The organism is Pseudomonas sp. TH31 (genome assembly GCF_016650815.1).
Taxonomy (GTDB): domain Bacteria; phylum Pseudomonadota; class Gammaproteobacteria; order Pseudomonadales; family Pseudomonadaceae; genus Aquipseudomonas.
In genome coordinates, this window is record NZ_JAEKEZ010000024.1 from 18,677 (window position 1) to 41,028 (window position 22,352).

At 60.0% G+C, this 22,352-nt stretch carries 22 protein-coding genes and 2 pseudogenes; 14 read left to right on the forward strand and 10 right to left on the reverse strand.

The window, feature by feature from the left end; genetic code table 11:
* Positions 1 to 53: 53 nt before the first annotated feature.
* A complete protein-coding gene (locus JFV26_RS17475; protein WP_201194266.1) occupies positions 54 to 347 on the forward strand; it encodes a short-chain dehydrogenase in 294 nt (97 codons plus the stop codon).
* 106 nt (positions 348 to 453) lie between these two features.
* On the opposite strand, the gene JFV26_RS17480 is transcribed toward JFV26_RS17475, so the two are convergent.
* Together JFV26_RS17480 and JFV26_RS17485 are read right to left on the reverse strand one after the other, a co-directional pair.
* A complete protein-coding gene (locus tag JFV26_RS17480; protein ID WP_201194267.1) occupies positions 454 to 1,005 on the reverse strand; it encodes a hypothetical protein in 552 nt (183 codons plus the stop codon).
* A gap of 530 nt (positions 1,006 to 1,535) precedes the next feature.
* Positions 1,536 to 2,789 carry a helix-turn-helix domain-containing protein gene (locus JFV26_RS17485; protein WP_201194268.1) on the reverse strand — a complete coding sequence of 418 codons (1,254 nt, stop codon included), beginning with the start codon at positions 2,787 to 2,789 and terminating at the stop codon, positions 1,536 to 1,538.
* Between the two features lie 203 nt (positions 2,790 to 2,992).
* Here JFV26_RS17485 and JFV26_RS17490 point away from each other — a divergent pair, with 203 nt between their 5' ends.
* The 10 genes and pseudogenes from JFV26_RS17490 to JFV26_RS17535 form a co-directional block, all read left to right on the forward strand.
* Positions 2,993 to 4,225: a CaiB/BaiF CoA transferase family protein gene (locus JFV26_RS17490; RefSeq protein WP_201194270.1), complete on the forward strand. Its 1,233-nt coding sequence runs from the start codon at positions 2,993 to 2,995 to the stop codon at positions 4,223 to 4,225.
* Between the two features lie 35 nt (positions 4,226 to 4,260).
* The gene (locus JFV26_RS17495; protein WP_201194272.1) at positions 4,261 to 5,013 is read left to right on the forward strand and encodes an acetoacetate decarboxylase; all 753 of its coding nucleotides are present in this window, start codon (positions 4,261 to 4,263) and stop codon (positions 5,011 to 5,013) included.
* A 39-nt stretch (positions 5,014 to 5,052) separates the two neighbouring features.
* Complete coding sequence (locus JFV26_RS17500; protein WP_201194274.1) at positions 5,053 to 5,985, forward strand: 3-hydroxyacyl-CoA dehydrogenase NAD-binding domain-containing protein; 933 nt, start codon at positions 5,053 to 5,055, stop codon at positions 5,983 to 5,985.
* 45 nt (positions 5,986 to 6,030) lie between these two features.
* Complete coding sequence (locus JFV26_RS17505) at positions 6,031 to 6,816, forward strand: enoyl-CoA hydratase-related protein (protein WP_201194276.1); 786 nt, start codon at positions 6,031 to 6,033, stop codon at positions 6,814 to 6,816.
* Between the two features lie 48 nt (positions 6,817 to 6,864).
* Complete coding sequence (locus JFV26_RS17510; RefSeq protein WP_201194277.1) at positions 6,865 to 8,655, forward strand: acyl-CoA dehydrogenase; 1,791 nt, start codon at positions 6,865 to 6,867, stop codon at positions 8,653 to 8,655.
* 223 nt (positions 8,656 to 8,878) lie between these two features.
* The gene (locus JFV26_RS17515) at positions 8,879 to 9,628 is read left to right on the forward strand and encodes an electron transfer flavoprotein subunit beta/FixA family protein (RefSeq protein ID WP_201194278.1); all 750 of its coding nucleotides are present in this window, start codon (positions 8,879 to 8,881) and stop codon (positions 9,626 to 9,628) included.
* Positions 9,629 to 9,642: 14 nt separating this feature from the next.
* A complete protein-coding gene (locus tag JFV26_RS17520; RefSeq protein ID WP_201194279.1) occupies positions 9,643 to 10,590 on the forward strand; it encodes an electron transfer flavoprotein subunit alpha/FixB family protein in 948 nt (315 codons plus the stop codon).
* Positions 10,591 to 10,953: 363 nt separating this feature from the next.
* Positions 10,954 to 11,709, forward strand: coding sequence for an IS110 family transposase (locus tag JFV26_RS17525; RefSeq protein WP_201194280.1), 756 nt, complete (start codon positions 10,954 to 10,956; stop codon positions 11,707 to 11,709).
* Positions 11,703 to 12,002: pseudogene (locus JFV26_RS34935) on the forward strand (transposase); the annotation flags it as partial. The gene JFV26_RS17525 and the pseudogene JFV26_RS34935, both read left to right, overlap by 7 nt.
* 12 nt (positions 12,003 to 12,014) lie before the next feature.
* Positions 12,015 to 12,218: pseudogene (locus JFV26_RS17535) on the forward strand (integrase core domain-containing protein); the annotation flags it as partial.
* Between the two features lie 165 nt (positions 12,219 to 12,383).
* On the opposite strand, the gene JFV26_RS17540 reads toward JFV26_RS17535, so the two are convergent.
* From JFV26_RS17540 to JFV26_RS17555, 4 genes are all read right to left on the reverse strand, one after another.
* Positions 12,384 to 12,953 carry a hypothetical protein gene (locus JFV26_RS17540; protein ID WP_201194281.1) on the reverse strand — a complete coding sequence of 190 codons (570 nt, stop codon included), beginning with the start codon at positions 12,951 to 12,953 and terminating at the stop codon, positions 12,384 to 12,386.
* Positions 12,954 to 13,217: 264 nt separating this feature from the next.
* A complete protein-coding gene (locus JFV26_RS17545; protein WP_201194282.1) occupies positions 13,218 to 13,508 on the reverse strand; it encodes a transporter substrate-binding domain-containing protein in 291 nt (96 codons plus the stop codon).
* A gap of 360 nt (positions 13,509 to 13,868) precedes the next feature.
* A complete protein-coding gene (nac, locus tag JFV26_RS17550) occupies positions 13,869 to 14,765 on the reverse strand; it encodes a nitrogen assimilation transcriptional regulator NAC (protein ID WP_201194283.1) in 897 nt (298 codons plus the stop codon).
* Positions 14,766 to 14,867: 102 nt separating this feature from the next.
* A complete protein-coding gene (locus tag JFV26_RS17555; protein WP_201194285.1) occupies positions 14,868 to 16,076 on the reverse strand; it encodes an aspartate transaminase in 1,209 nt (402 codons plus the stop codon).
* A 197-nt stretch (positions 16,077 to 16,273) separates the two neighbouring features.
* Here JFV26_RS17555 and JFV26_RS17560 point away from each other — a divergent pair, with 197 nt between their 5' ends.
* The 3 genes from JFV26_RS17560 to JFV26_RS17570 are packed head-to-tail and all read left to right on the forward strand — an operon-like array spanning position 16,274 to position 17,275.
* On the forward strand, positions 16,274 to 16,726 hold the full coding sequence (locus JFV26_RS17560; protein ID WP_201194286.1) for a LysR family transcriptional regulator: 453 nt from the start codon (positions 16,274 to 16,276) through the stop codon (positions 16,724 to 16,726).
* A complete protein-coding gene (locus JFV26_RS17565; RefSeq protein WP_201194287.1) occupies positions 16,611 to 17,117 on the forward strand; it encodes a LysR substrate-binding domain-containing protein in 507 nt (168 codons plus the stop codon). Before JFV26_RS17560 ends, JFV26_RS17565 begins: the two co-directional genes overlap by 116 nt.
* Positions 17,096 to 17,275, forward strand: coding sequence for a hypothetical protein (locus JFV26_RS17570; protein ID WP_201194288.1), 180 nt, complete (start codon positions 17,096 to 17,098; stop codon positions 17,273 to 17,275). The genes JFV26_RS17565 and JFV26_RS17570 overlap by 22 nt, the downstream gene beginning before the upstream one ends.
* A gap of 42 nt (positions 17,276 to 17,317) precedes the next feature.
* Here JFV26_RS17570 and JFV26_RS17575 read toward each other — a convergent pair whose 3' ends face one another.
* The 4 genes from JFV26_RS17575 to JFV26_RS17590 form a co-directional block, all read right to left on the reverse strand.
* The gene (locus JFV26_RS17575) at positions 17,318 to 17,983 is read right to left on the reverse strand and encodes an HpcH/HpaI aldolase family protein (protein ID WP_201194289.1); all 666 of its coding nucleotides are present in this window, start codon (positions 17,981 to 17,983) and stop codon (positions 17,318 to 17,320) included.
* A 106-nt stretch (positions 17,984 to 18,089) separates the two neighbouring features.
* Positions 18,090 to 18,797 carry an SDR family NAD(P)-dependent oxidoreductase gene (locus JFV26_RS17580; RefSeq protein WP_201194290.1) on the reverse strand — a complete coding sequence of 236 codons (708 nt, stop codon included), beginning with the start codon at positions 18,795 to 18,797 and terminating at the stop codon, positions 18,090 to 18,092.
* Positions 18,798 to 18,813: 16 nt separating this feature from the next.
* The gene (locus JFV26_RS17585) at positions 18,814 to 20,469 is read right to left on the reverse strand and encodes a hydantoinase B/oxoprolinase family protein (protein ID WP_201194291.1); all 1,656 of its coding nucleotides are present in this window, start codon (positions 20,467 to 20,469) and stop codon (positions 18,814 to 18,816) included.
* A gap of 10 nt (positions 20,470 to 20,479) precedes the next feature.
* Positions 20,480 to 22,352 (reverse strand): hydantoinase/oxoprolinase family protein (locus tag JFV26_RS17590; RefSeq protein WP_201194292.1); only part of this gene is annotated, 1,873 nt, incomplete at its 5' end.

Sequence of the window (22,352 nt, forward strand, 5' to 3'; positions counted from 1 at the left end):
TGGATTTGCCAAGCGCTCACATTACGCAAGGCGTGTCCAGTGGAGCTTTACTCATGAATGACTACATGGCTTTAACCAGCAACGCCGACGACCTCCCCACTTTATTCGTCAAAACCTCGCAACCCTTGCACGCACTGCTCGACACGGCCGGTTATCGAATCCGGGCCGTTACGCGGACTCTGGAAAATCTCGCGATGCGTGGCGACATCACCACCGACTCTGTGATCCTCAGCGACTTCGCGCAGCTCTGCTGTATTCCTCTGCGCGATGGCTACGACTTGCTCGATGTGATTGCCCGGCGTTTGGATGCGCAGCCGTCGCCCGCAAGCGAAAGCGCCAAGCCATAAACCCAAAAACGAAAAAGCCCCCGTAACTTTTCAGCTACGGGGGCTTTTTCTATGTATGGCGCAGAGATAGGGATTCGCCCCCAAAATAACGGGGACAAACACTTTCTTACTGGGCCAGCGACACCTGACCAGCGCCGAGCTTCAACCCAGCCAAGCGCTTGAGCAGTTCATTGATGTTCTCCCGCGCCGAGCCTTCGTTCGCCAGTCGTAGGCGTTTCACACCGAAGAAGGAGTCGCCGACGCCAGCGGTGAAGGGGGCCTTGACCTTGTCGGTCCAGATCACCCGGCCCGTGGCATTCTCTACCAGGCTGTATTCAACCATCGAAGTGACGGTGAAGTTCAGGCCAAACAGCGGCTGGTCGAGACTCACCAGATTGGCGCGCAGCGCGTAGCTTGCGTTGCTGTTCTGACCCAGCAGGCCAGCATTGCTCAACGATTGCTCAAGCGCCGAACGGAAGTCCGCGCTTTCGATCTGCGAGGTCCACAACGGGTTGGTCGTGCTACCGCCGCCAACGCTATCGACTTTCATGTTGTCGCGAAGCGCAACGTCATAGGTTTGTGCTTGCGCGGGATTGACCTGCATATTCTCGATCTTGGCTGATGAAGCACAGCCAGTGAGAACAAGGGCAAACAGGGAGATAGAAAGCAAACGGAGCATGGTCGATCCTTGATGTCCAAAAGGGGGAGTAACGGTAAACATCGCATCAGGGTCTGCGAATGAAGACCGGGTTGTCGGTGGCTGTCCCTGAAAACGCGAGGAAGCATAATAGAGCCGAGACAATGGCTCAAGGCCATCATCACAAGAAGCGCGCCCTGGAAGGGGGCGGTCAATGAAAAGGGATATATTTTCAGTAGGCTTGCTTCGTTGGTGCTCGCTTATCTAGCGACAAAATACTCGATACTTTCTTCCAGGGACTTGAAACCCAAGCAATGATCAAAGAGGGAAAAAACCTACATTTTTCTGGGAACTCCCCTCCCCATCAATACTTTGAATCGCCTTCAGCGCGTGGCTTATGGTCCGCTCACCGCCTGAACCTGATGCGAAAAATCCTGCCTGCCCGGCCAACAGTTGCCCGAGCCCGTAAACCGCTGGACAAGGCCAAGGTCGAAGTGGGTGTGCAAGTGGTCAGGCGCTGAGTTGCGGGCGACGATGGTGAAGCATGTGCTTCGCATGTAGCCCCTTGCTTCCTACCTGCGCTGCTGATGCAGGGTAAGCGCAACCTTGAGTTTCGCGATCCAGCCGACGTTGTCGAGTGCGGCGCTCAGCGAGTTTTCGATTCGCTCCAAACGGTAGTCGAGTGTGTTCGGATGTATACCTAGTGCGCCCGCGGTTACCTTGCGTCGTTGGTTGTGTGCGAAATACGTTTCGAGCGTCAGCAGAATTTCGGGTTCGTTCGACAGGTGGTCCATAAGCGAGAGCAGATAACGCGATCCACCATCGGTGCTTCGCACGCTTTCTTCGATCACGATGTCCGAATATCGATGTACCGGCCGCTGCTCTGAATGGTCGCTGCGTCCGAAGTCCAGTGCCCGGATCGCTTCTTCGGCGGAGCCCGCCCACCCCTTTGCACCGGTTCCGGCGAGACCGAGTCCGATAGCCTTGATACCGGCTGTCGACTGCGCCAACGCGGTAACGTTTTCTGCAGTCTTTGTGTCGCTCAAATGCATCGGCTCGCCGTGTTCGCAGGGCACCCAGATGATCAGGCGGTCGCGATGCCACACGCTGACAAGATGGTCGAGTGGCATCCTCATATGCCTCGCTGCCGACAGTACGAGGCGATCGAGCTGGCCCTCGGAGGTCGTCGAATTGCGCTCGAATTTCTCCAATTCCACGGCGACCGCGATGCGCGACGCGATCGGGTCAAGGCCGAGGGCCTTTGCCGTTGCCCGAAAGTCCTCGTCATCCCCCGAATAGTTGAAAATGATCTCGTGCAGCTGGTACCGCAACGACTCGCGCCAGCGCTCCTGCCTGTACTGTTCATCCAGATAAGCCTGAGAGATCAGTTGTGCCAGCTGGTCGAAGTAGTCCATCAGGTAAGGCGAGATAACGAACAGCAATTCGTCGCGTAGATTATCGTTCTCCGTGCCCATCTGCGCGCACGCGCTCCACATTTCACGCAGTCCGATGCGAAAGGCGCGTAGCAGCGACGGCAGCGCGATTCCCTGGTGAACTCGACGACGCCCGAATTCCTGGAACACTTGCAGATCTTCCGATGACGGAGAAGTCCCGCTTGTTAACAAGTCGAACCACAACCGCTCGGACAATGCTATCGAATCCATGATGTCTTTTTTGACGGCCGGGGACAGATCTTCGTAGCCATCGATACGGGTCAACGCCGTGTACGTCCCGCTGGTCATCGTCGGCGAACCCTCCGCGATCTCCCCAAGCCTTTCGCGCATCAACGGCGAGATGGCCGGTATTCCAATACTAATCGCGTTCACTAGCTTCTCGTTTGACTGGTTGTAGACATCTCGGCGGCATGGGTTTGTCGCGCGTCGCCCAACGGCTTGTGAAAAGTCACAGATTCATCCGGAGCTTTCACGATTCCGGGACGAAGATACGACGGATACCTTACACAGGTGTCGACTAGATCGCTCATTTCCTGATCGATCTCATTCAGTTCCTGTTGATCTATCGAGTGCCTATGAAAAATCCAGAAAGTGTGTTTTCCGACCTCAGAGTTGTCGATTTTTCCAGCTACATCGCGGGTCCCGCAGCAACGACCATCCTTTCGGATTTCGGCGCCACGGTCATCAAGGTCGAACCGCCAGGCGTTGGCGATCCGTACCGGAACTTTTATAAGCTGCCGCCGAACCCCGTGAGCGAACACAACTATACATGGCAACTAACCAACAGGAATAAACGGAGTATCGCGCTGGACCTGAAGGCACCTGAGGCGAAAGATGTTCTGACCCGATTGGTGCAATGGGCCGACGTCGTGGTGATCAACTTTCCGCCGAAGGTAAGGGAAAGACTAGGCCTTACCTACGAAGCAGTGGCACCTCTGAACCCGCGGCTGATCTATGCGGACATCACAGGCTACGGCGCGAACGGGCCGGAAGCAGACAAGCCGGGCTTCGACATAACCGCCTACTGGGCTCGCACCGGACTCATGCAGGTGACCCGCGATGCGGGCAGCCCTCCGACACTCCCCATTCCCGGCATTGGTGACCATGCAACTGCCAGCACCCTTTATTCAGCGATTGTGACCGGACTGTACCGGCGCGAGAAGACCGGCAAGGGCAGCCACGTTACCACGTCTCTGATCGCCGAAGGCGCCTGGGCCGCAGCCGCCTGGATTGAGGGCGGCCTCAATGGCGCGAAGTTCTATGGCCACCACAACCGCAAGGCGCCGCCCAACGCACTGATCAACCCGTACCGAACGGCGGACGACCGCTGGCTGCTGATAGTGCTCCCGCAGAGCAAGGACTGGCCGGGATTCGTGCACTCCATGCAGATGCCTGGGCTACTCGACGATCCGCGCTTTGCCGACGAGCGTGGCCGCGCCGCGAACAGCGGTGTGCTAGTCGAAACCCTCGACGCGCAGTTTGCAACACAGCCGCTCGCGCACTGGAAGAAGGCATTCGACGATGCTCGTGTGATCTACGGCGTGGTACAGATCGCCGACGAGATCGTCAACGATCGCCAAATGTACGAGAACGACATTTTCGTGCCGCTCGCCGAGCCGAGCGAGAGTGCGACGCACACGGTGAACAGTCCGGTGCAGATCGCCGGGGTGCCAAAGGTGGCTCCGGGACGTGCACCGCACCTTGGCGAGCATAGCCATGACGTACTGCGCGAACTCGGTTTCGGGCATGACGAAATCACCGGCCTCTTCTCCAATGGCGTGGTTTCGAAGCATGACGACGAGGCCTGAACGCCACGGACCGACCTCCCTAATTTGAGAATGCCATGACCGAACAACAATTGCTGGACCAGGGCTATGCAATGCCGCTCGCACGGCCATCCTATCCAAAACCGCCTTTCCGCTTCGTGAATCGCGAGTTTGTCATCATCACCTACCGGACCGATCCGGCCGCGCTCGAGCGCATCGTGCCAGCGCCGCTAAAGGTCGCGGAACCGATCGTCAAATACGAGTTCATCAAGATGCCGGACTCCTCGGGTCTCGGTTCGTACACGGAGTCCGGCCAAGTGATTCCCGTCACGCTCGACGGCCAGGCAGGCAGCTATACGCACACGATGTACTTGGACAACCTACCGGCTATCGTTGCGGGTCGAGAGTTGCTCGGCTTTCCAAAGACACTTGCGCAGCCGCAACTCGAAGTACGCAGCGACACGCTCGTCGGCACGCTCGATTACAGCGGTGTTCGCATTGCAACGGGGACGATGGCCTACAAGTACAACGCGCTGGATCTTGAGGAAGTGCGCCGCTCGCTTGATGCCCCCGGCTACCTGCTGAAGATGATGCCGCACGTCGACGGCTCGCTGCGCACCTGCGAACTCGTCCGCTACAAGGTGACGGACGTTGTCGTGAAGGGCGCATGGTCGGGCCCCGCGTCGCTGGAACTGCATCCACATTGCCTCGCGCCAGTGTCGCAACTGCCGGTTCTCGAAGTGCTGTCGGCGATCCACATAATCACGGATCTGACGCTCGGCGACGGCGAAGTCGTGCACGACTACATGCAACCTCACCGCACGCGCTAAGCCGCTCAGCCGCGTACCCTTATTTCCGGAGAAGTGAATATGTCAAAGCAAGCCAAGCGAGTCGCCATCGTTGGTACCGGCGTGATCGGCGCAAGCTGGGCCGCGTTGTTTCTCGCCAAGGGGCTCGACGTGATCGCAACGGACATCGCGCCCGATGCCGAAGACCGGCTGCGCGCCTACATTGATCAGGCGTGGCCTGCACTTGAAACACTCGGCCTCGCGGCGGGCGCATCACGCTCACGGCTCACCTTCACGAGCGACCTGACGGCCGCAGTCAGCGGCGTCGATATGGTGCAGGAGAACTGCCCTGAGCGCATCGACTTCAAGAAGGTGCTCTACAAACAACTCGACGCGCTGTTGCCTCCCGATACGCTGATCTCGTCGAGTTCGTCCGGGCTCACCATGAGCGAAATCCAGTCGGCTTGCGAGCGCCATCCCGAACGCTGCGTGATCGGGCATCCATTCAACCCGCCGCACCTGATTCCGCTGGTGGAGATCGTTGGCGGGGCGAAGACCTCGGAACAGACGATCGAACGTATCACCAACTTCTACACGGCCCTCGGCAAGCGCACGATCCGTCTGAACAAGGAAGTGCCGGGCCATGTCGCCAACCGCCTGCAGGCGGCGTTGTGGCGCGAGGTGGTTTACCTCGTGTCGGAAGGCGTCGTCAATGTCGCGGATGCCGACACCGCGGTGTGCTGGGGGCCGGGGCTGCGCTGGGCCATCATGGGCCCGAACATGCTGTTCCATCTTGGTGGCGGGCAGGGCGGCATCGAGCATTTCTTCGATCAGTTCACCGGACCGATGACCGCATGGTGGAGCGCGCTGGGCTCGCCCACGATCACGCCCGAGCTGCGCGAGAAAGTGATTGCCGGCGTGCGCGAAGAGGCGGGTAACCGCTCGTCCGGCGAGCTGGCGGCGCGCCGCGACGAAATGCTGCTCAGCCTACTCGCACTGCGGGCCAAAGACTGAAGCGGGACCTCGGCCTTTCCTGCCACACCACCGGATATCGTGATCATGTCGACACTGAAAAATCTGTTGTACGAAAAGAAGGCGGGGATCGCCTACGTCACCCTCAACCGTCCGAAGGCGCTGAATGCGTTGAGCCACGCGATGCTTGACGAATTGCGCTCGGTGATGGAAGACGCGCGTGATGATGCCGCCGTGCGTGGTGTGATCGTTACCGGCGCAGGCGGCAAGGCCTTCGTCGCCGGGGCCGACATCACAGAGATCGCGTCGGTCTCTGCAATAGAAGCACAAGCGTTCAGCAGCAGCGGCCAGTTTACGTTCGATCTGGTCGAACAACTCGGCAAACCAGTCATCGCCGCCGTCAACGGCTTTGCGCTGGGCGGGGGATGCGAGCTGGCGATGGCCTGCACGCTGCGTCTTGCGACCGCACATGCGAAATTCGGTCAGCCTGAAGTGAAGCTCGGTGTCATTCCCGGCTTTGGCGGCACGCAGCGTCTACCTCGCCTCGTCGGCAAGGGCCGCGCGTTGCAACTGATTCTGACGGCCGACACGATTGATGCAGCCGAAGCGTACAGGATCGGCCTTGTCAACGAGATTGTCGACGCGGACCAGTTGATCGCCCGAGCGGAAGCCATTCTCTATCGGATCGCGGCAAACGCCCCCATCGCCACCCGGCTCACGCTCGAAGCGGTAAACCATGGGCTTGAAATGACCCTTGCCCAGGGTCTTGCGCTGGAGAGCGGTCTGTTCGCCATATGTGCATCGACCAATGACAAGCGCGAGGGCACGACCGCGTTCATCGAGAAACGGTCGGCGAAGTTCACGGCCCACTAGCAGCCACGCGTTGCTGTTTTTGTCACGACAGATAATTGGAGTACTGCAATGAGTTACAACGCCCCTGTGAAAGACATCATGTTTACCCTGACAGAGCTTGCGGGCCTGGAACGGATAGCAGCTTTACCCGGCTATGAGGACGCGACGGCGGAAACCGCCAAGGCCGTCATCGAGGAATCCGCGAAGCTGTGTGGCGAGGTACTGGCGCCGCTGAATGCTCAGGGTGACAGGAATCCGAGCACCTGGAAGGACGGTGTCGTCACCGCGACGCCGGGCTTCGCCGATGCGTTCCGCCAGTTCTCGTCGGGCGGCTGGCAAGGCGTGCAGCACCCGCTTGAGTACGACGGCCAGGGGCTGCCGAAACTGATCGGTACGCCGTGCATCGAAATGCTCAATGCGTCGAATATGTCGTTTGCGCTGTGCCCGCTCCTGACCGACGGCGCAATCGAAGCGTTGCTGACGGCTGGCAGCGATGCCCAGAAACAGGCCTACGTACCGAGGCTGATTTCCGGCCAATGGACTGGCACGATGAACCTCACCGAGCCCCAGGCAGGCTCCGATCTCTCTCTGGTCCGCACGCGCGCCGAGCTACAGAGCGACGGCACGTACCGGATCTGCGGCACAAAGATCTTCATCACGTGGGGCGACCACGATATGGCAGAGAACATCGTCCATCTCGTGCTGGCGCGCACACCGAACGCACCGGAAGGTGTGAAGGGCATCTCGCTGTTCATCGTGCCGAAGTTCCTGGTCAATGAAGACGGCTCGCTCGGTGAGCGCAACGACGTCCATTGCGTGTCGATCGAACACAAGCTTGGCATCAAGGCGAGCCCGACCGCAGTGCTGCAGTTCGGCGACCATGGCGGCGCGACCGGCTATTTGATCGGTGAAGAAAATCACGGCCTCGAATACATGTTCATCATGATGAACGCGGCGCGTTTCGCAGTGGGCATGCAGGGCGTGGGCGTCTCCGAGGCCGCGTACCAGAAGGCAGTCGACTACGCGAGGGATCGCGTACAGTGCCGTCCGGTCGATGGCTCGGCGAAGCAGCCAGTCGCGATCATCCAGCACCCGGACGTGCGCCGCATGCTCGCCACGATGCGCAGCCTGACCGAGGCTTCGCGTGCGCTGGGGTACGTTGCCGCTGGCCATTGCGACATCGCCCAGCACCATCCGGATGCGGCGACCCGTGTCGAACATCAGGCGATCTACGAATTCCTCGTACCGATCGTCAAGGGCTGGAGCACGGAGTCCGCGCTCGAAGTCACCAGCCTCGGCGTGCAGGTACACGGCGGCATGGGTTTCATCGAGGAAACCGGCGCGGCGCAGTACTACCGCGATGCGCGCATCCTGACGATCTACGAAGGCACGACAGCGATCCAGGCAAACGACCTCATTGGTCGCAAGACGCTGCGCGATGGGGGCGGCGTGGCGAAGACGCTGTTGTCGAACATTGGCGAAACGCTCGAGGCACTACGTGCCCAGCAGGGCACCACGTTCGCATTGATGCACACGCATCTGGCGCAGGGACAACGTTCGCTGCAAGCGGCCGTTGAGTTCGTCGTGGCGAACGCGAAGCACGATCCGAGCGCTGTGTTCATGGGCAGCGTGCTGTATCTGAAACTCGCCGGCGTGGTGCTGGGCGGCTGGCAGATGGCCCGCGCGATGCTGGTGGCCTCAAGCAAGCTGTCCGAAGATCCGTCGTTTTACGGCGCGAAGATTGCGACCGCGCAGTTCTTCGCAGAGTACGTGCTGCCGCAGGCGATGGCGCTGGAGGTATCCATTACGGGCGCGAACGGTTCGGAAGGCGTGCTGGCCCTTTCAGAAAGCCAGTTCTGACACATTCGGGTCACGCCGGAAGGCGGTGGCGGGCCGAATTACCCGAACATGTAGACCGCGACGTACCCGAGTTCAATGCGCATCCGCGCGACGGTGGCCACGAGTGGTATCCGGGTTTTGGACAGGCAGTAACACCGTCGGCACCGAACCGGTGCCGTTACGGCAGTGGCTGGTCGATGCAGACATTGTCGATCAGCCAGGATCAATTGTTCAGGAGAGTGTTGTGAAAATTCTTGTACCAGTGAAACGTGTTGTCGATGCAAACGTAAAGGTCGGCGTGAAGTCGGACGGCACGGGCGTCGATATTACGAACGCAAAAATGTCGATGAACCCGTTCGACGAAATCTCCGTGGAAGAGGCCGTGCGACTGAAGGAGGCGGGGGTCGCGACCGAAGTGATCGTGGTGTCGGCCGGCGTGAAACAGGCGCAGGACACGCTGCGCACGGCGCTCGCGATCGGCGCGGACCGTGCCATCCTGATCGAGTCGAACGAAGAACTGCAGCCGCTGGCCGTGGCCAAGTTGCTTAAGGCGTTGGTCGACAAGGAACAGCCTTCATTGATCATTCTGGGCAAGCAGGCAATCGACGACGATTCGAACCAGACCGGCCAGATGCTCGCGGCAATGGCAGGCCTGCCGCAGGCGACTTTTGCCTCGAAGGTGACGATCGCCGACGGCAAGGCGACGGTTGTTCGTGAAGTGGACGGCGGCGCGGAAACGTTGTCGCTGACGCTGCCGGCTGTCATCACGACCGATCTGCGCTTGAACGAACCGCGTTACGCGACGCTGCCTAACATCATGAAGGCGAAGAAGAAGCCGCTGGAGACGATCACGCCCGAAGACCTCGGGGTTGACGTCACGCCGCGCCTGAAGACGCTGAAGGTGGCCGAGCCGGCCAAGCGAAGCGCAGGCGTGAAGGTGCCGGACGTGAAGACACTGGTGGAAATGCTCAAAACCGACGCTAAGGCCCTCTGATAGGAGTAGGGAACATGACGATTCTGGTAATTGCGGAACACGACAACGCTTCACTCAAGGCAGCGACACTGAATACGATCGCTGCAGCCCAAAAGATTGGCAGCAACATTCACATACTGGTCGCCGGGTACAACGCGCAGGGAGCGGCGGATGCGGCTGCGAAGATCGCGGGCGTGTCGAAGGTGCTGTTGGCTGACGCGCCGCAGCTTGAAGCGGGTCTCGCTGAAAATGTCGAGGCGACGCTGCTGACGATTGTGCAAGACCCGGCGCAAAACTACACGCACATCCTGGCTCCGGCGACGCCTGCGGGCAAGAATGTCGCGCCGCGCATTGCTGCGAAACTCGACGTCGCGCAGGTGAGCGACATCACAGCGGTGGTGAGTGCCGATACCTTCGAGCGCCCGATCTACGCCGGCAATGCGATCGAGACGGTGCAATCCGCTGACCCGATCAAGGTCATCACGGTGCGTACCACCGGTTTTGACCCTGTCGCGGCAGAAGGCGGCAACGCAGCACTGGAGAAGATCGAAGCAGCGGCCGACAGCGGCCTGTTGCAGTTTGTGAGCCGTGAAGTGACGAAGCTGGACCGTCCTGAGCTGACGAGCGCGAGCATCATTGTGTCGGGCGGTCGGGGCCTTGGTAGCGGCGAGAACTACACAAAGGTATTGGCACCGCTGGCCGACAAGCTGAACGCGGCGATGGGCGCGTCGCGCGCAGCAGTCGATGCGGGCTTCGTGCCGAACGATTATCAGGTCGGGCAGACAGGCAAGATCGTCGCGCCGCAGCTGTATATCGCGGTAGGTATCTCCGGCGCGATCCAGCATCTGGCCGGCATGAAAGACTCGAAAGTGATCGTCGCGATCAACAAGGACCCGGAAGCACCGATCTTTGGCGTCGCCGATTACGGTCTGGTGGGCGACCTTTTCACCATCGTGCCGGAACTGGTCGCCGAATTGGGCTAAGGGCAGTCCTGGGCATATAGAGGCGCAAGTCGTAGCCCCAGCATTGGCTTTCGTCGACGTTGCCTCTGAAGCCCTTCCCATTTCTACCTATGAGGCGTTCGAGACGTTCGCGACAGCGCTCTATATAGGACGTGGTCACTCAGTTCACTATGCTCAAGAGCGTCAGCCCAATCTGACCCGTGCTGGGATTGGCCAATAGAGTGCCTTTGCGTTGACCTGTCGATTGGACGCTGACGTTCCCTGGCATTGCCGGGCCCAGCGTCTGTGACCTGATAGGAGCCTTGTACTGCATCTTGAGTGTCCTGTCCTGCGTATGGGGTTGGTAACGCGTTCTCATCGGAGGCATTAGTCATGAACAGTCCCATGGGTGAAAACGAAGTCATCTTGGGTGTTGATACACATCTGGATACCCACGTAGGGGTCTTGATCAGCACGAATGGAAACCTGCTTGGCAGCTTGGCGGTAACAACCGATACCAGCGGATATCTCAAGCTCGTTACCTGGGCCCACTCCTTCGGTATGTTGAAGCGTGCCGGCGTGGAAGGCACCGGAACCTATGGCGAGGGTTTAGCCCGTGTCCTGCGTGATCATGGCATCGAGGTGCTGGAGGTTAACCGCCCTGATCGCTCCAAACGCCGGCTTCAGGGGAAATCCGATCCCACCGACGCTGAGAGCGCGGCTCGATCCGTTCTTTCGGGAAACGCCACGGCGATCGCCAAGACCCAATCGGGTGTGGCCGAGGCGATGCGGCTGGTTTCGGTTGCTCGGCGCAGCGAAGTCAGAGCGAAAACCCAAGCGATCAATCAATTGAGAGCCTTGCTCGTCAGTGCACCGCAAGACATTCGTGAACGGCTCTGGAAAACCAAACCTGCCGACTGCGCCAAGGGATGTGCACGTCTTCGCTCACGGGGCGCGACTGAGTTCCTGAACATCTTAACGACCTCCCTGTGCCTATTGGGCAAGCGCTGGCTGGCAGTGGCAGAGGAAGTTGAAAAACTCGATGCCATTCTAGAAAACCTGACTCGCCAACATGCTCGCCGTTTACGCGAACAATTCGGCGTCGGCCCTCAAACGGCGGCCGTGCTGCTTTCGACAGAAGATGATAACCCGAGCGTTTAAAAAGTGAAGCAGCTCTCGCCGCCCTCTGTGGGATCAGTCCTTTACCGGCATCCTCGGGTAAAACGGTGCGACATCGTTTAAACCGAGGTGGGAATCGGTCTGCGAACAACGCCCTATGGACCATTGCGATGGTACGCATGCGAGGTGATCCCAAAACCCAAAGCTATGTCACCCGTCGTAGTGCCGAAGGTTTGTCTTCCAAAGAAAATCTGCGCTGTTTAAAGCGCTATATCGTCAGGGAGCTATACCCTTTGATCCTGGCAGATTTAGCCGATTCAGCTCGATCTTGTTGACATAGGAGCGTCAATGCACCGATGGAGCGCGTGTTCCGGAGTTTGAAAACTGAATGGATACCGACCTTAGGCTACAGAACTGCGCAGGAAGCACAGCGCGACATCAGCCATTTTTTGATGCATCGGTACAACTGGATTCGGCCTCACCAATTCAACGGTGGGCTGGCGCCAGCTCAGGCCGAAGAAAAACTTAACGTCGTGTCCGGGATTAGTTGACCACTACAAACGTCCAAGATCCCTCTGTTTTTTACCACCTACAATTCAGGCCTGCAGATCTTTCAGTCCATGACCTGCACTTCTCGGAACGTTTCGCTCTGCTCCAAAGCCGCGCTTCGGCGATCACCAAGATCAATCAAGGTATCAAGTATGCGGAGCAATCCTTCAGCCTGGTCCTGGCGGATAATGTTTATCAGCAAGCCGCTGGATCACAGCGGCTATACGAGCCGGCAGAATCGTTCCTGCCCAACTTCCATGAGCTGCATCAAGATTCTGGAGTGCCGCGCTTACTTGGCGAATGAAATCATCCAGAGGGTTAGCATCTCCCGCCCGCTCGCAAAGTATGAGGAACTTCCCCATAACGTAGGCTGACCAACCGACCGAAGAAACCACTTTGCTTACGAGCGACATAATAATTCTGATTTCAGCCCAATCGCCATTGGCAAAGCGATGTGCCCCAGGAGCGTTTTCAACCATAATAAACAGCAATGCCTCGATCAACCGGGGCATAGCATTGCCATAGACCGTACCGTCTCGATTCTTGCGCCCAACGAAAGCTCTATGATCGGCACATGCATCCAAAAACTGCATGACTCCTGTTGGTACAGTAATCGAGTCCAGGACATGATGGGTAACCAAGGCGCTAGCTGTACGACTCAGCATTGAAAGCGTCTCGTCATCCGAAACCAAAAATGGATCATGGCACTGCTCGCGTACCCATGAGGCATCCAGCAATACTGCCTACCGTGCAATGAGAGCGCTGAGTGTTGCTGCCAACAGCAGGCTTCAGGGTTGCTTGAGCGATGGCCCACGATCTTAGGAGGCATGAGGCGCGTTGCAGTCCAAGCTACTAATTCACCCAGTGCTGCCTGCCAATGACTACGGTATCCAGTTTCGCCACACCATTTCTCGATCGGGAAAGATGAGAAGATTTTTCCCGCAAAGTCTCAATCGAAGGCCAGGTAAGGATCTCTTAGGCAATCCTCCTCCAGTAAATCATCAGCCCTCACCTGCTCCCAGGCCTGTGGGACTGTTGGCAGAGGGGATGGCCATGAAGGCGAACTGGTCATAACGCGCTTTGTTCACGGTCACCGACGTCACTACGAAATCGAACTTGCGCGTATCGAGCCCCGGCAAGATGCCCTGGAAAGGCAGGTCCAGCTGACGCACCTCCACGCCCGCCAGATCGGTGTCGAGCACGTAGTGCATCAGGTCGGCACCGTAACCGACGATTTTGCCGTTCTCCATCGATTCGAAAGGAGCAAAATGCGCTTCGCGTGGCGACGACAATTTCCTTCTTCTCCTTGACCTGCTGCAACAGGTCGTCCGCATGCGCCAGGGAGGCGGCGAACAGCGTGACCCGTGACAGGGACAGGGACAGGGACAGTGCATTGAGTGCGTAACGCTTCATCGGGGTTGCCTCCACTTGAATCAGCAAGATTTTATTCAAGCAACTTGAACAAAAATACAACGGCATGAAACATGCTAGCCTTTACAAAGCTGAAACTCAGGCAACTTGATAGAAATTCACAGGAAGGATATTGCGCCAAAGGTGCGCAAATTGAGAGCGCAATGATTCACGTCGGTGCAAACACAGGCACAAAGCTTTTATCTTGCAGGGGGACCCACTGGCTTCAGAGTACTTCGCCCTCAGCAGGAAAGGTCCTCCGCCAACCCCATCAGGATATCGCGCACGGCGGCAGCAGGTTCGGACAACGGCTGATAAGCGGATATGCACAAGGCCAGGGGCACCTGCGCGGCAGGGTGATCCAGGGCATAAAGGTGTGCACCACTGGACAAGGCGATGATCCGCGCCGCAGACGCCGGCAGGATGCTGGCGCCAATACCGGCGGCGATCGCACCGGCCAACGGGATCGCTGACTCGATAGCCGCCACCGGCAATATATGAATACTCTGCTGCTGTAACACCTCATCGATGTGCTGGCGCAGATAGTTGTCAGGATGGGGCAGAATCAGGTCCAGGTTAGCCATAGCCTCCAACGGCAAGCGCCGCCCTCCCAGGTCCAGATTGGCCGGTGCGACCAGGTACAACGGCTCCTGGATCAGCACTTGCACGGTCAAGCCCTGCTCCGCGCTCGCGCCGTAAAGCACAGCCATATCGATGGTCCCGCTGAGCACTTGCGCGTGTAGATTGGCACCCATGCTTTCATTCAGATACAGCAAGATGCCACTGTGTTGCTCGCGCACCGCCTTGAGCAGCGGCACCGCCAAAGCGGACGCCGCCGTACCGGGCACCAACCCAACACTGACCTGACCACACAACGCCTGGCTGACATTGCCGACATCCTGCCGAGCCTGTTCGACCTGCCGCAAAATGATTTGCGCATGCCGATAAAGTGCCAACCCTGCCTCCGTCGGAATCACGCCGCGCTGGGTACGTATCAGCAACTTCTGATGGAACTCGGCTTCGAGCGTAATCAGTTGCTGACTCAGCGCCGGTTGCGCAATGTGCAGGATGTCAGCGGCCTGGGTCAGGCTGCCGACATCGACAATGCTGACGAAGTATTTCAAACGACGCAGGTTCAAGGATCACCTCACAACGGGGCAGCGACTGAAAGCCATCATGGTACGGGTACGCTCCATAAATTGGCACAGTCGTTCATCCGCCGTGACGTCAAGACATCAGACTCAGCGCAACAGCGCCAACGCCTCGGCGATTTTCCCGCAACCTTCACGCAGGGTCTCCATGTCGGTGGCCGTCGTCATACGGAAATACGGCGAGCAACCAAAGCCGGTACCAGCGGCGAGCGCCACACCAACCGTTTCCAGGAAATACAGGGTCAGGTCGATATCGGTCTGCAGTCGCTTGCCTTGCGGCGTTACCCGCCCCAATGCGCCGCTGCAATTGACGAACAGATAGAACGCCCCGCCCGGCGCCCGGCACTGCAAGCCGGGTATGGCATTGATCAGCGCCAGTGTCGCGTCACGGCGCTGCTCATAAATACGTGCATGTTCCAGTACTTCGCTCTGGTCACCTTCAAGAGCTGCCAGGGCCGCGGCCTGGCTGATCGAGCAAACACCACTGGTCGATTGTGACTGCAACATATCCATGGCACCGATCAAATCCCTTGGCCCGGCGGCGTAGCCTATTCGCCAACCGGTCATGGCATAGGTCTTGGATACGCCGTTGACCACCAGCACGCGCTCCGCCAACTGCGGTGCGAGCGCCAGAATGTGTGGGTTGTCGGAACCGTCGAAGCGGATGTGCTCGTAGATATCGTCGGTCAGCACCATCACCTGAGGATGGTCCGCCAGTACACCGGCAATTGCCTGCAACGCTTGGGCGTCATACGTCGCGCCGGTAGGGTTGCTCGGCGAGTTGAGGATCAGCCAGCGCGTGCGTGGGGTGATGGCCGCCTCCAGCGCCTGGGCGGTGATCTTGAAGCCGCTGGACTCATCAGTGGGCAGAATGACCGGTTCACCTTCACAGGCCAGGACCATGTCGGGATAGGACACCCAATACGGCGCGGGGATCAATACTTCGTCACCGGGTTCGAGCGTCACCGCCAGTGCATTGAATAACGCGTGCTTGGCACCACAGGTGACGACGACCTGCTGCGCTGGAATGTTCAAACCGTTTTCCCGGCTCAACTTGGCGGCGATGGCCTGACGCAACGCTGGCGTACCGGCAGTTTGCGTGTAACGGGTTTCGCCTCGGCCAATCGCCGCGACCGCCGCCTGACAGACATGCGCCGGGGTCGGAAAATCCGGCTCGCCAACGACCAGATTGATGATGGGTCGACCTTGGGCGCGTAACTCGCTTATCAACTCTGCTGCCGCGCTGTTGGGTGAAGTCTTGATGCGCTGTATATGTGCAGCGATACGTGACGCCGGCATAGGAAACTCCTCGAGGTGGCTGGTGGCTACAACCATAGGCAGCGCATTGCCAACTCACCAAGACGGCTTTCATCTGTGGGGGCAACAACGTCTTATGGCAAAGCCAGACTCACTGGCGCGCCACTTGCATGAGCGATCGACATGTCCAGAGCCCATTCGACCGGGGTTGTCCTGCACCATCCTCCTGGAGTTTCGCCATGGCCATCAATTTCCGGGTGTTCAAGAGTTTCGTCGCTGCGGTAGAGGCAAGAAGCCTGTCTGGTGCGGCCACTCGGCTGCACCTGGCGCAGCCGGCGCTCAGCCAGCACATCGCCCAGCTGGAGGCTCATTTTTCCCTGCGCCTGCTCGTACGCAGCAATCTTGGGGTCTCACCGACCACCGCCGGGCAAGCCCTGTATGACCATGCGCAACGCGTGCTGTACCAATTGGAAGTCACCGAGCGCGAAGTCCGCCGTGCCGGGGAATGCCTGGCGGGGAATGTTTCCCTGGGGCTTGCGACTTACAGCAGCCTGTCGCTGCTGACCACCCCTGCTGTTGGCCCTGCGCAAGCAGCACCCGGGCATCAATCTTTATCTGAACGACAATTTCGGCCTGACCTTCAGCAGCCTGGTCAAAAGTGGCCGCCTGGACCTCGCGATCATTTATGGTGAAGGCGCCATGAAAGGGGTGACGCTCAAACCTCTGCTGATAGAAGACCTGTTTTTCATCAGTGCACCCAATAGCAGCGGTCAGGCCATCGGCGACACCATCACCCTGGCCGGGTTGGCCGACCGTGAGCTGTTGTTACCCAGCCCGCGACATTACCTGCGCAAGCTTATCGATACGGCGTTTCATGAGGCCGGCTTGCAGCCACGGGTCATGGCCGAAATTGAATCGGTCACCGCCATGCGTGAAGCCATCAGCACCGGGATTGGCACGACCATTCTGCCGCGAGCGCTCGCGCTGAATTTTGCCGGGGGCATAAAACCGAGCCTGCAACGGGTGGTAAACCCGGCATTCGCGCAGTCTTATCGATGTGCGTGTCCGACCACCTGCCGGTGACCGAGCCGGTGCTGGCGGTGCAGCGCCTGCTGATCGAGCTGGTTGCACAGCAGTTCAGCGAATCATCGCTGCCTGCCAGCCGCGACGCCAACGAACAATGGCAGTGCGCGCAATTGCTCGCGCGCTCTGCCATCGACGAGGCCAGCGTACCGGTCTGAAGGGCTGCTGCTAATGCGGCATGGACAATTCGCGCATCAGGCTCACCCCTTCGGCGACGAAGGGATCGGCGTGGTAATAGAGCAACTGCGCCCCGCCACCGACCAGATGTTCGACATCCTGGCGCACCGCCAGGGTGCCCGCCCGACGACCCGCAGCCCGTATGCGTGCCAGCGTCGCATCCACCAGATCCAGCACTGGCTGGGCCCGGCGTCCCCCGCAGCGACTGCGGGCGAGTAGCCCATGGACTGTGACAGATCGCCAGGTCCGACAAAGAACACATCGATGCCTTCCACGGTAAGGATCTCATCCAGGTTATCGACCGCTTCCAAGGACTCGATCATCACGATCACCAGTTTGTCGGCGAAGGTGTCCGGACAAGCATAACGCACGGTCTCTACCACCGCGCGCGCCTTGGCGGCCGTGTGCACCAGCGGCACCATGACGCCATCGGCGCCGCAGTTGAGGCAGCGGGTAATCACCGAGCGTTCCTGATTCTGTGGTCGCACAATGGTGAAACCGCCTCCCAGTCGCGCGCCCTTGGCCATCAACTGCACCTGCTGGAAATCCGCCGCGCCGTGTTCACAATCGATGAAGATCGCGTCGGCACCACTGGCGGTCAGTTTCTCCGCCAGGGTCGAGCTGACGTGATTGGGGTTGACCATCAACAGGCTGCGGCCCTCGGCCAATCGTTGCTTGAGACTGCTCATTGGCGACCCTCCTGGCGCGGTGCACCCGGCGTCCCGGCCGGTGCTCCCAGCCAACGACTGATTTCGATGTCCGGTCCCTGGTCACGTTGCAAGGTCGGGCTGATGATCAGCTCTTCGACGGTGGTGCGTGCCGGCAGGCTGCAGCACAGCAAGATCGCTTGCGCGACGTCCTCGGCCGCCACCATTCGCTCGCGCTCCTCGCTGCTGGGGGACGCACGCGAGTGTCCATGATCGGTGTGCTGACCTCACCGGGCAGGATGGTGGTGGCGCGGATATTGTCATTGCGAAACGTCGCATGCAGGTAACCCATCAAGTTGCGCACGCCTGCCTTGGCTGCGCCATAAGGCGCGCCGCCAAGCAGGTTGGGCCGTACCGCGGCCAGTGAGGAAACCGTGATCAAGGTGCCGCCGCCAGCCGCCAGCATGCCCGGCAGCACGGCCTGCACCAGCGTATACACGGCCGTCAGGTTCACCGCGAAGGTGCTGTCCCACGCCACCGGATCGATCCAGCGAATATTGCGAACCTGGCTGGTACTCCCGGCATTGTTGATGAGAATGTCGATGCGTCCCAGCGTTTGCTCGACCCTGCCCACCATCGCCAGCAGCGACTCGCGGTCCTCCAGATCGACCACCTGCGCCCAGGCCTGACCGCCCTGGGCATGGATCTGCGCAACTACCTCGTCGAGCAGCGCCCGACGCCGTCCACTGATCACTACGCGTGCACCTGCCGCCGCCAACGCCTGAGCCGTCGCGCGACCGATGCCACTGCCGCCACCCGTGACCAGTGCCAGCTGACCTTCAAGAATCTTCGTCATGTCTGTTTCCCTGGCTTCAGATGCCGTATCCATAGAGTTCGCGGGCCGCCGTGGCGCTGATAAGTCCCTCACGCAGATCGCTCTCGATCAGCTCGCGAGAGCGCTCCATCGGATTCCCCCAGCCGCCGCCGCCCGGCAGTTCCACCAGCAAGCGCTGACCGGGTAACAACACCAACTTGCCCTTTGGAAATACCGCTTTGCCATCGACGGTGACCCGCCCGGCGCTGCCCGCACCGCCACCCAACACACCGAAGCAGGGATGCTCTACCCGCTCGGTGCTCAAGTAGACGTTCATCGGTGTCGTCGACAAGTTGCGCAGAACCCCGCGCTGGCCGAGGCCGCCGCGATATTTGCCGGCACCGCCGGAGTCGGCGATCAGCTGTTTGCACTCGGTGAGAATCGGCACGGCAATCTCGTACATCTCCACCGGCGTGACTTTACAGTTGGAGGGAAAGCTCAGGGTATCGAGACCATCGAGACTCGCTCGACCGCCCTGCCCGCCGTGAAAGTTCTGGATGCTGCCGTAGGCGCTGCCGTCCGCACGCTGGCCCTGGCAGTTGATGCCCCAGATCGGCGCCCCGCCACTGTCGGCCATGGTCCGCTGCGGCACCACGTTTTGCAGTGCTCTAAAGATCAGGCTCGGTATCGTATGACCAATCAGATGGCGGGCGCTGCCGGCAGAGCACGGCCTTGGGTTGAGCACGCTACCCAACGGCGCGGAATCAGTGATAGGCGCCATGCAGCCTTCGTTGTTGGGCGTTTCCGGATCGAGCAGGCACTTGAGTGCATACATGCTGTGCGCAATACGATAGTTGGCCATGACGTTGATGCCGCGGGCGACCTGGTCCGAGGTACCGGTATAGTCGACGTGTATGCTGTCATCGCCCACCTCCACGACCACCTTCAGTTCGATAGGGGCTTCAAAGCCGTCGAGCGTCAGTTCAGCGCTATAGCGGCCGTTGGGCCACGCCGCGATCGCCTGGCGCATGTGGGCCTCGGAACGGCTATGGATGGCGTGTCCCAATGCTTGCAGATCATCGAGCGCGTACTCGTCCATGAAGCGGCTGAGTTCACGGGCCATCACTTCGTTGGCCGCATACATGCTCTGTACATCGCCGCGCACCTCACGAGGCAGACGGACGCTGGCTTCGAGCACGGCGAACACGTCTTCGTTAGGCACGCCGGCCTTGAACATCTTGTGCAACGGCAGGCGAATGCCTTCCTCGAACATATCGGTGGAGTCAGGCGATTGCGGCCGCCCGCCGATGTCCGGCAAATGCGCGATGCTGCCGGCATAGGCGACGATGGTGCCGTTACGGAATACCGGCGTGACCATGACCAGATCCGGTAAGTGACCGGTGCCGATCATCGGATCGTTGGTGGCGATGACGTCACCCGGCTGCAGGGTATGCGGCGGGAACGCCGGCAAGAAATGCTGTTGCACCGCCATGGGCAGCGAGGTGATGAACACCGGTATCGACCAGGTGCACTGCGCCAGCGCTTTGCCCTGGGCGTCCATGAGCACGGTCACATAGTCGTGGTTTTCGCGCACGATGGGTGAGAACGCGGTGCGCCCCAAGGCGCTGTCGGCCTGGTCGGCAATAAAAACCAGGCGGTCCCACATCACCTGCAGAGTGATGGGGTCGTCAAGATCGGGATGCTTGATGGTCATAATGCGGTCCTCAGGCTAAGAGCATGATCAAGTTGTATTGGGCGTCGAGTGCAGCGCTGGCGTTGGGGCCCATCACCACGGTCGACTCACGCTGTTCGATAATGGCCGGCCCTTCGATGCGCTCGCCGGGCGTCAGGGCGTAGTGGTCATACACCGGGGCGTCGACGTAGCCATCGAGTTCAGGGAAATACACTGGCCGATGGCCCTTCAATGGCTGTGCGGCCCGTGTATCGGTGTTGAGCATGCCGCCCAGCTTGACCGCGTTGCGTGGGCCGCTGGCACGTATGCGCCAGGTAATGATTTCTGCCGCCGAACCGCTGACCGTACGCCCGTACAGCAAGCTGTAGGCACCATAGAAACGCTCCAGCAACTGCGGGATGAAGGCCTCATTCGCCGGGTCCAGCTCCGGAAGGGCGACTGAAATCTCGTGCCCCTGCCCTACATGGCGCATATCGACGGTGTAGCGGTAGGTAATCGCCTCACGCCCGACACCGCTGGCGAGCACCACTTCGCGACCGCGTTCGGCAAGGCTTTCCAGCAGGTCGCGGACCAGGGCGACATCCCAGGCCTCCAGGGCCAGCGGCATGCTCGCGCTGAGGTCGGCGGCAACCGGAGCGCCCAACAGACCGACTGCTGACGTCACACCCGCGCCCATGGGGCAAATCACCTTGCCGATGCCCAGCTTGCGTGCCACCCCGAAGGCATGGACCGGACCGGCACCGCCGAACGCAATCAATGGCAACGAACGCGGGTCGACGCCGCTGTCGGTGGCTTGCATCGCCGCCGCCTTGCTCATGCTCTCGTTGACCATGTCGTGAATACCCCAGGCGCAGCGCTCCAGCGTAATACCCAGGCGTTCGGCAAGGCCGGCCATGGCCACCCGCGCCGCCTCGCGGTCGAGGGCAAAATCCCCCCCCAGGAACGAGCGTTCGTCCAGATACCCCAACAGCAGGTCGGCGTCGGTAACCGTAGGCTCGCGACCACCGCGACCATAACAAGCCGGCCCTGGGGCGGCGCCGGCACTGCGAGGCCCGACCGCTAGCAGGCCAAGCGAGCTGCGACTGGCGATACTGCCGCCGCCGGCACCAATCTCGATCATGTGGATGGACTGGATTTTCAATGGGAAACCGCTGCCCTTGCGAAAGCGTTCGAACCGGGCAACTTCCAGTTCGTTGGCAATCAGCGGTTCACCGTTGGGCAGCAGGCACAGTTTGGCCGTGGTCCCGCCCATGTCGAACGACAGCACACTGCTTTCGCCCACCGCCCGCGCATAGTCGGCCGCCGCCACCGCGCCAGCCGCCGGGCCCGACTCGATCAGCCGTACCGGCACTTGCGCGGCGGTCACGCTGGGTACCACGCCGCCGCTGGACGTCATCCACATCAACTGCCCTTGCACGCCAAGCTTGGCCAACTCACGCTCCAGGTGCTCGACATGGCGTTGCATGAGCGGGCGGGTATAAGCGTTCGCCACAGTGGTCGAAGCTCGGTCGAACTCACGTACCTCCGGGCACACCGCACTGGACAGTGAAACCGACAGGCCGGGTGCGACGTCATTCAACAGCTCGCCGATACGGCGCTCATGTGCCGGGTATTTGTAGGCGTGCAGCAGACACACCGCCACGGATTGAATACCGGCTGCCTGAAGCTCGCCAGCCAGCTGCCGCACCTGGGCTTCGTCCAGCGAAAGAATCACGCTGCCGTCAGCGGCGATGCGCTCGCGCACGCCCTTGCAGTCCTGGCGCGGCACCAGTGGCTCAGGGTATTGGATGTTCAGATCGTAGAGGTCGTAGCGGCCTTCGGTTCGGATACGCAGCAGGTCCTGGAAGCCATCGGTGGCCAGCAGCGCCGTGTCCACACCTTTGCGTTCAAGCACGGCGTTGGTC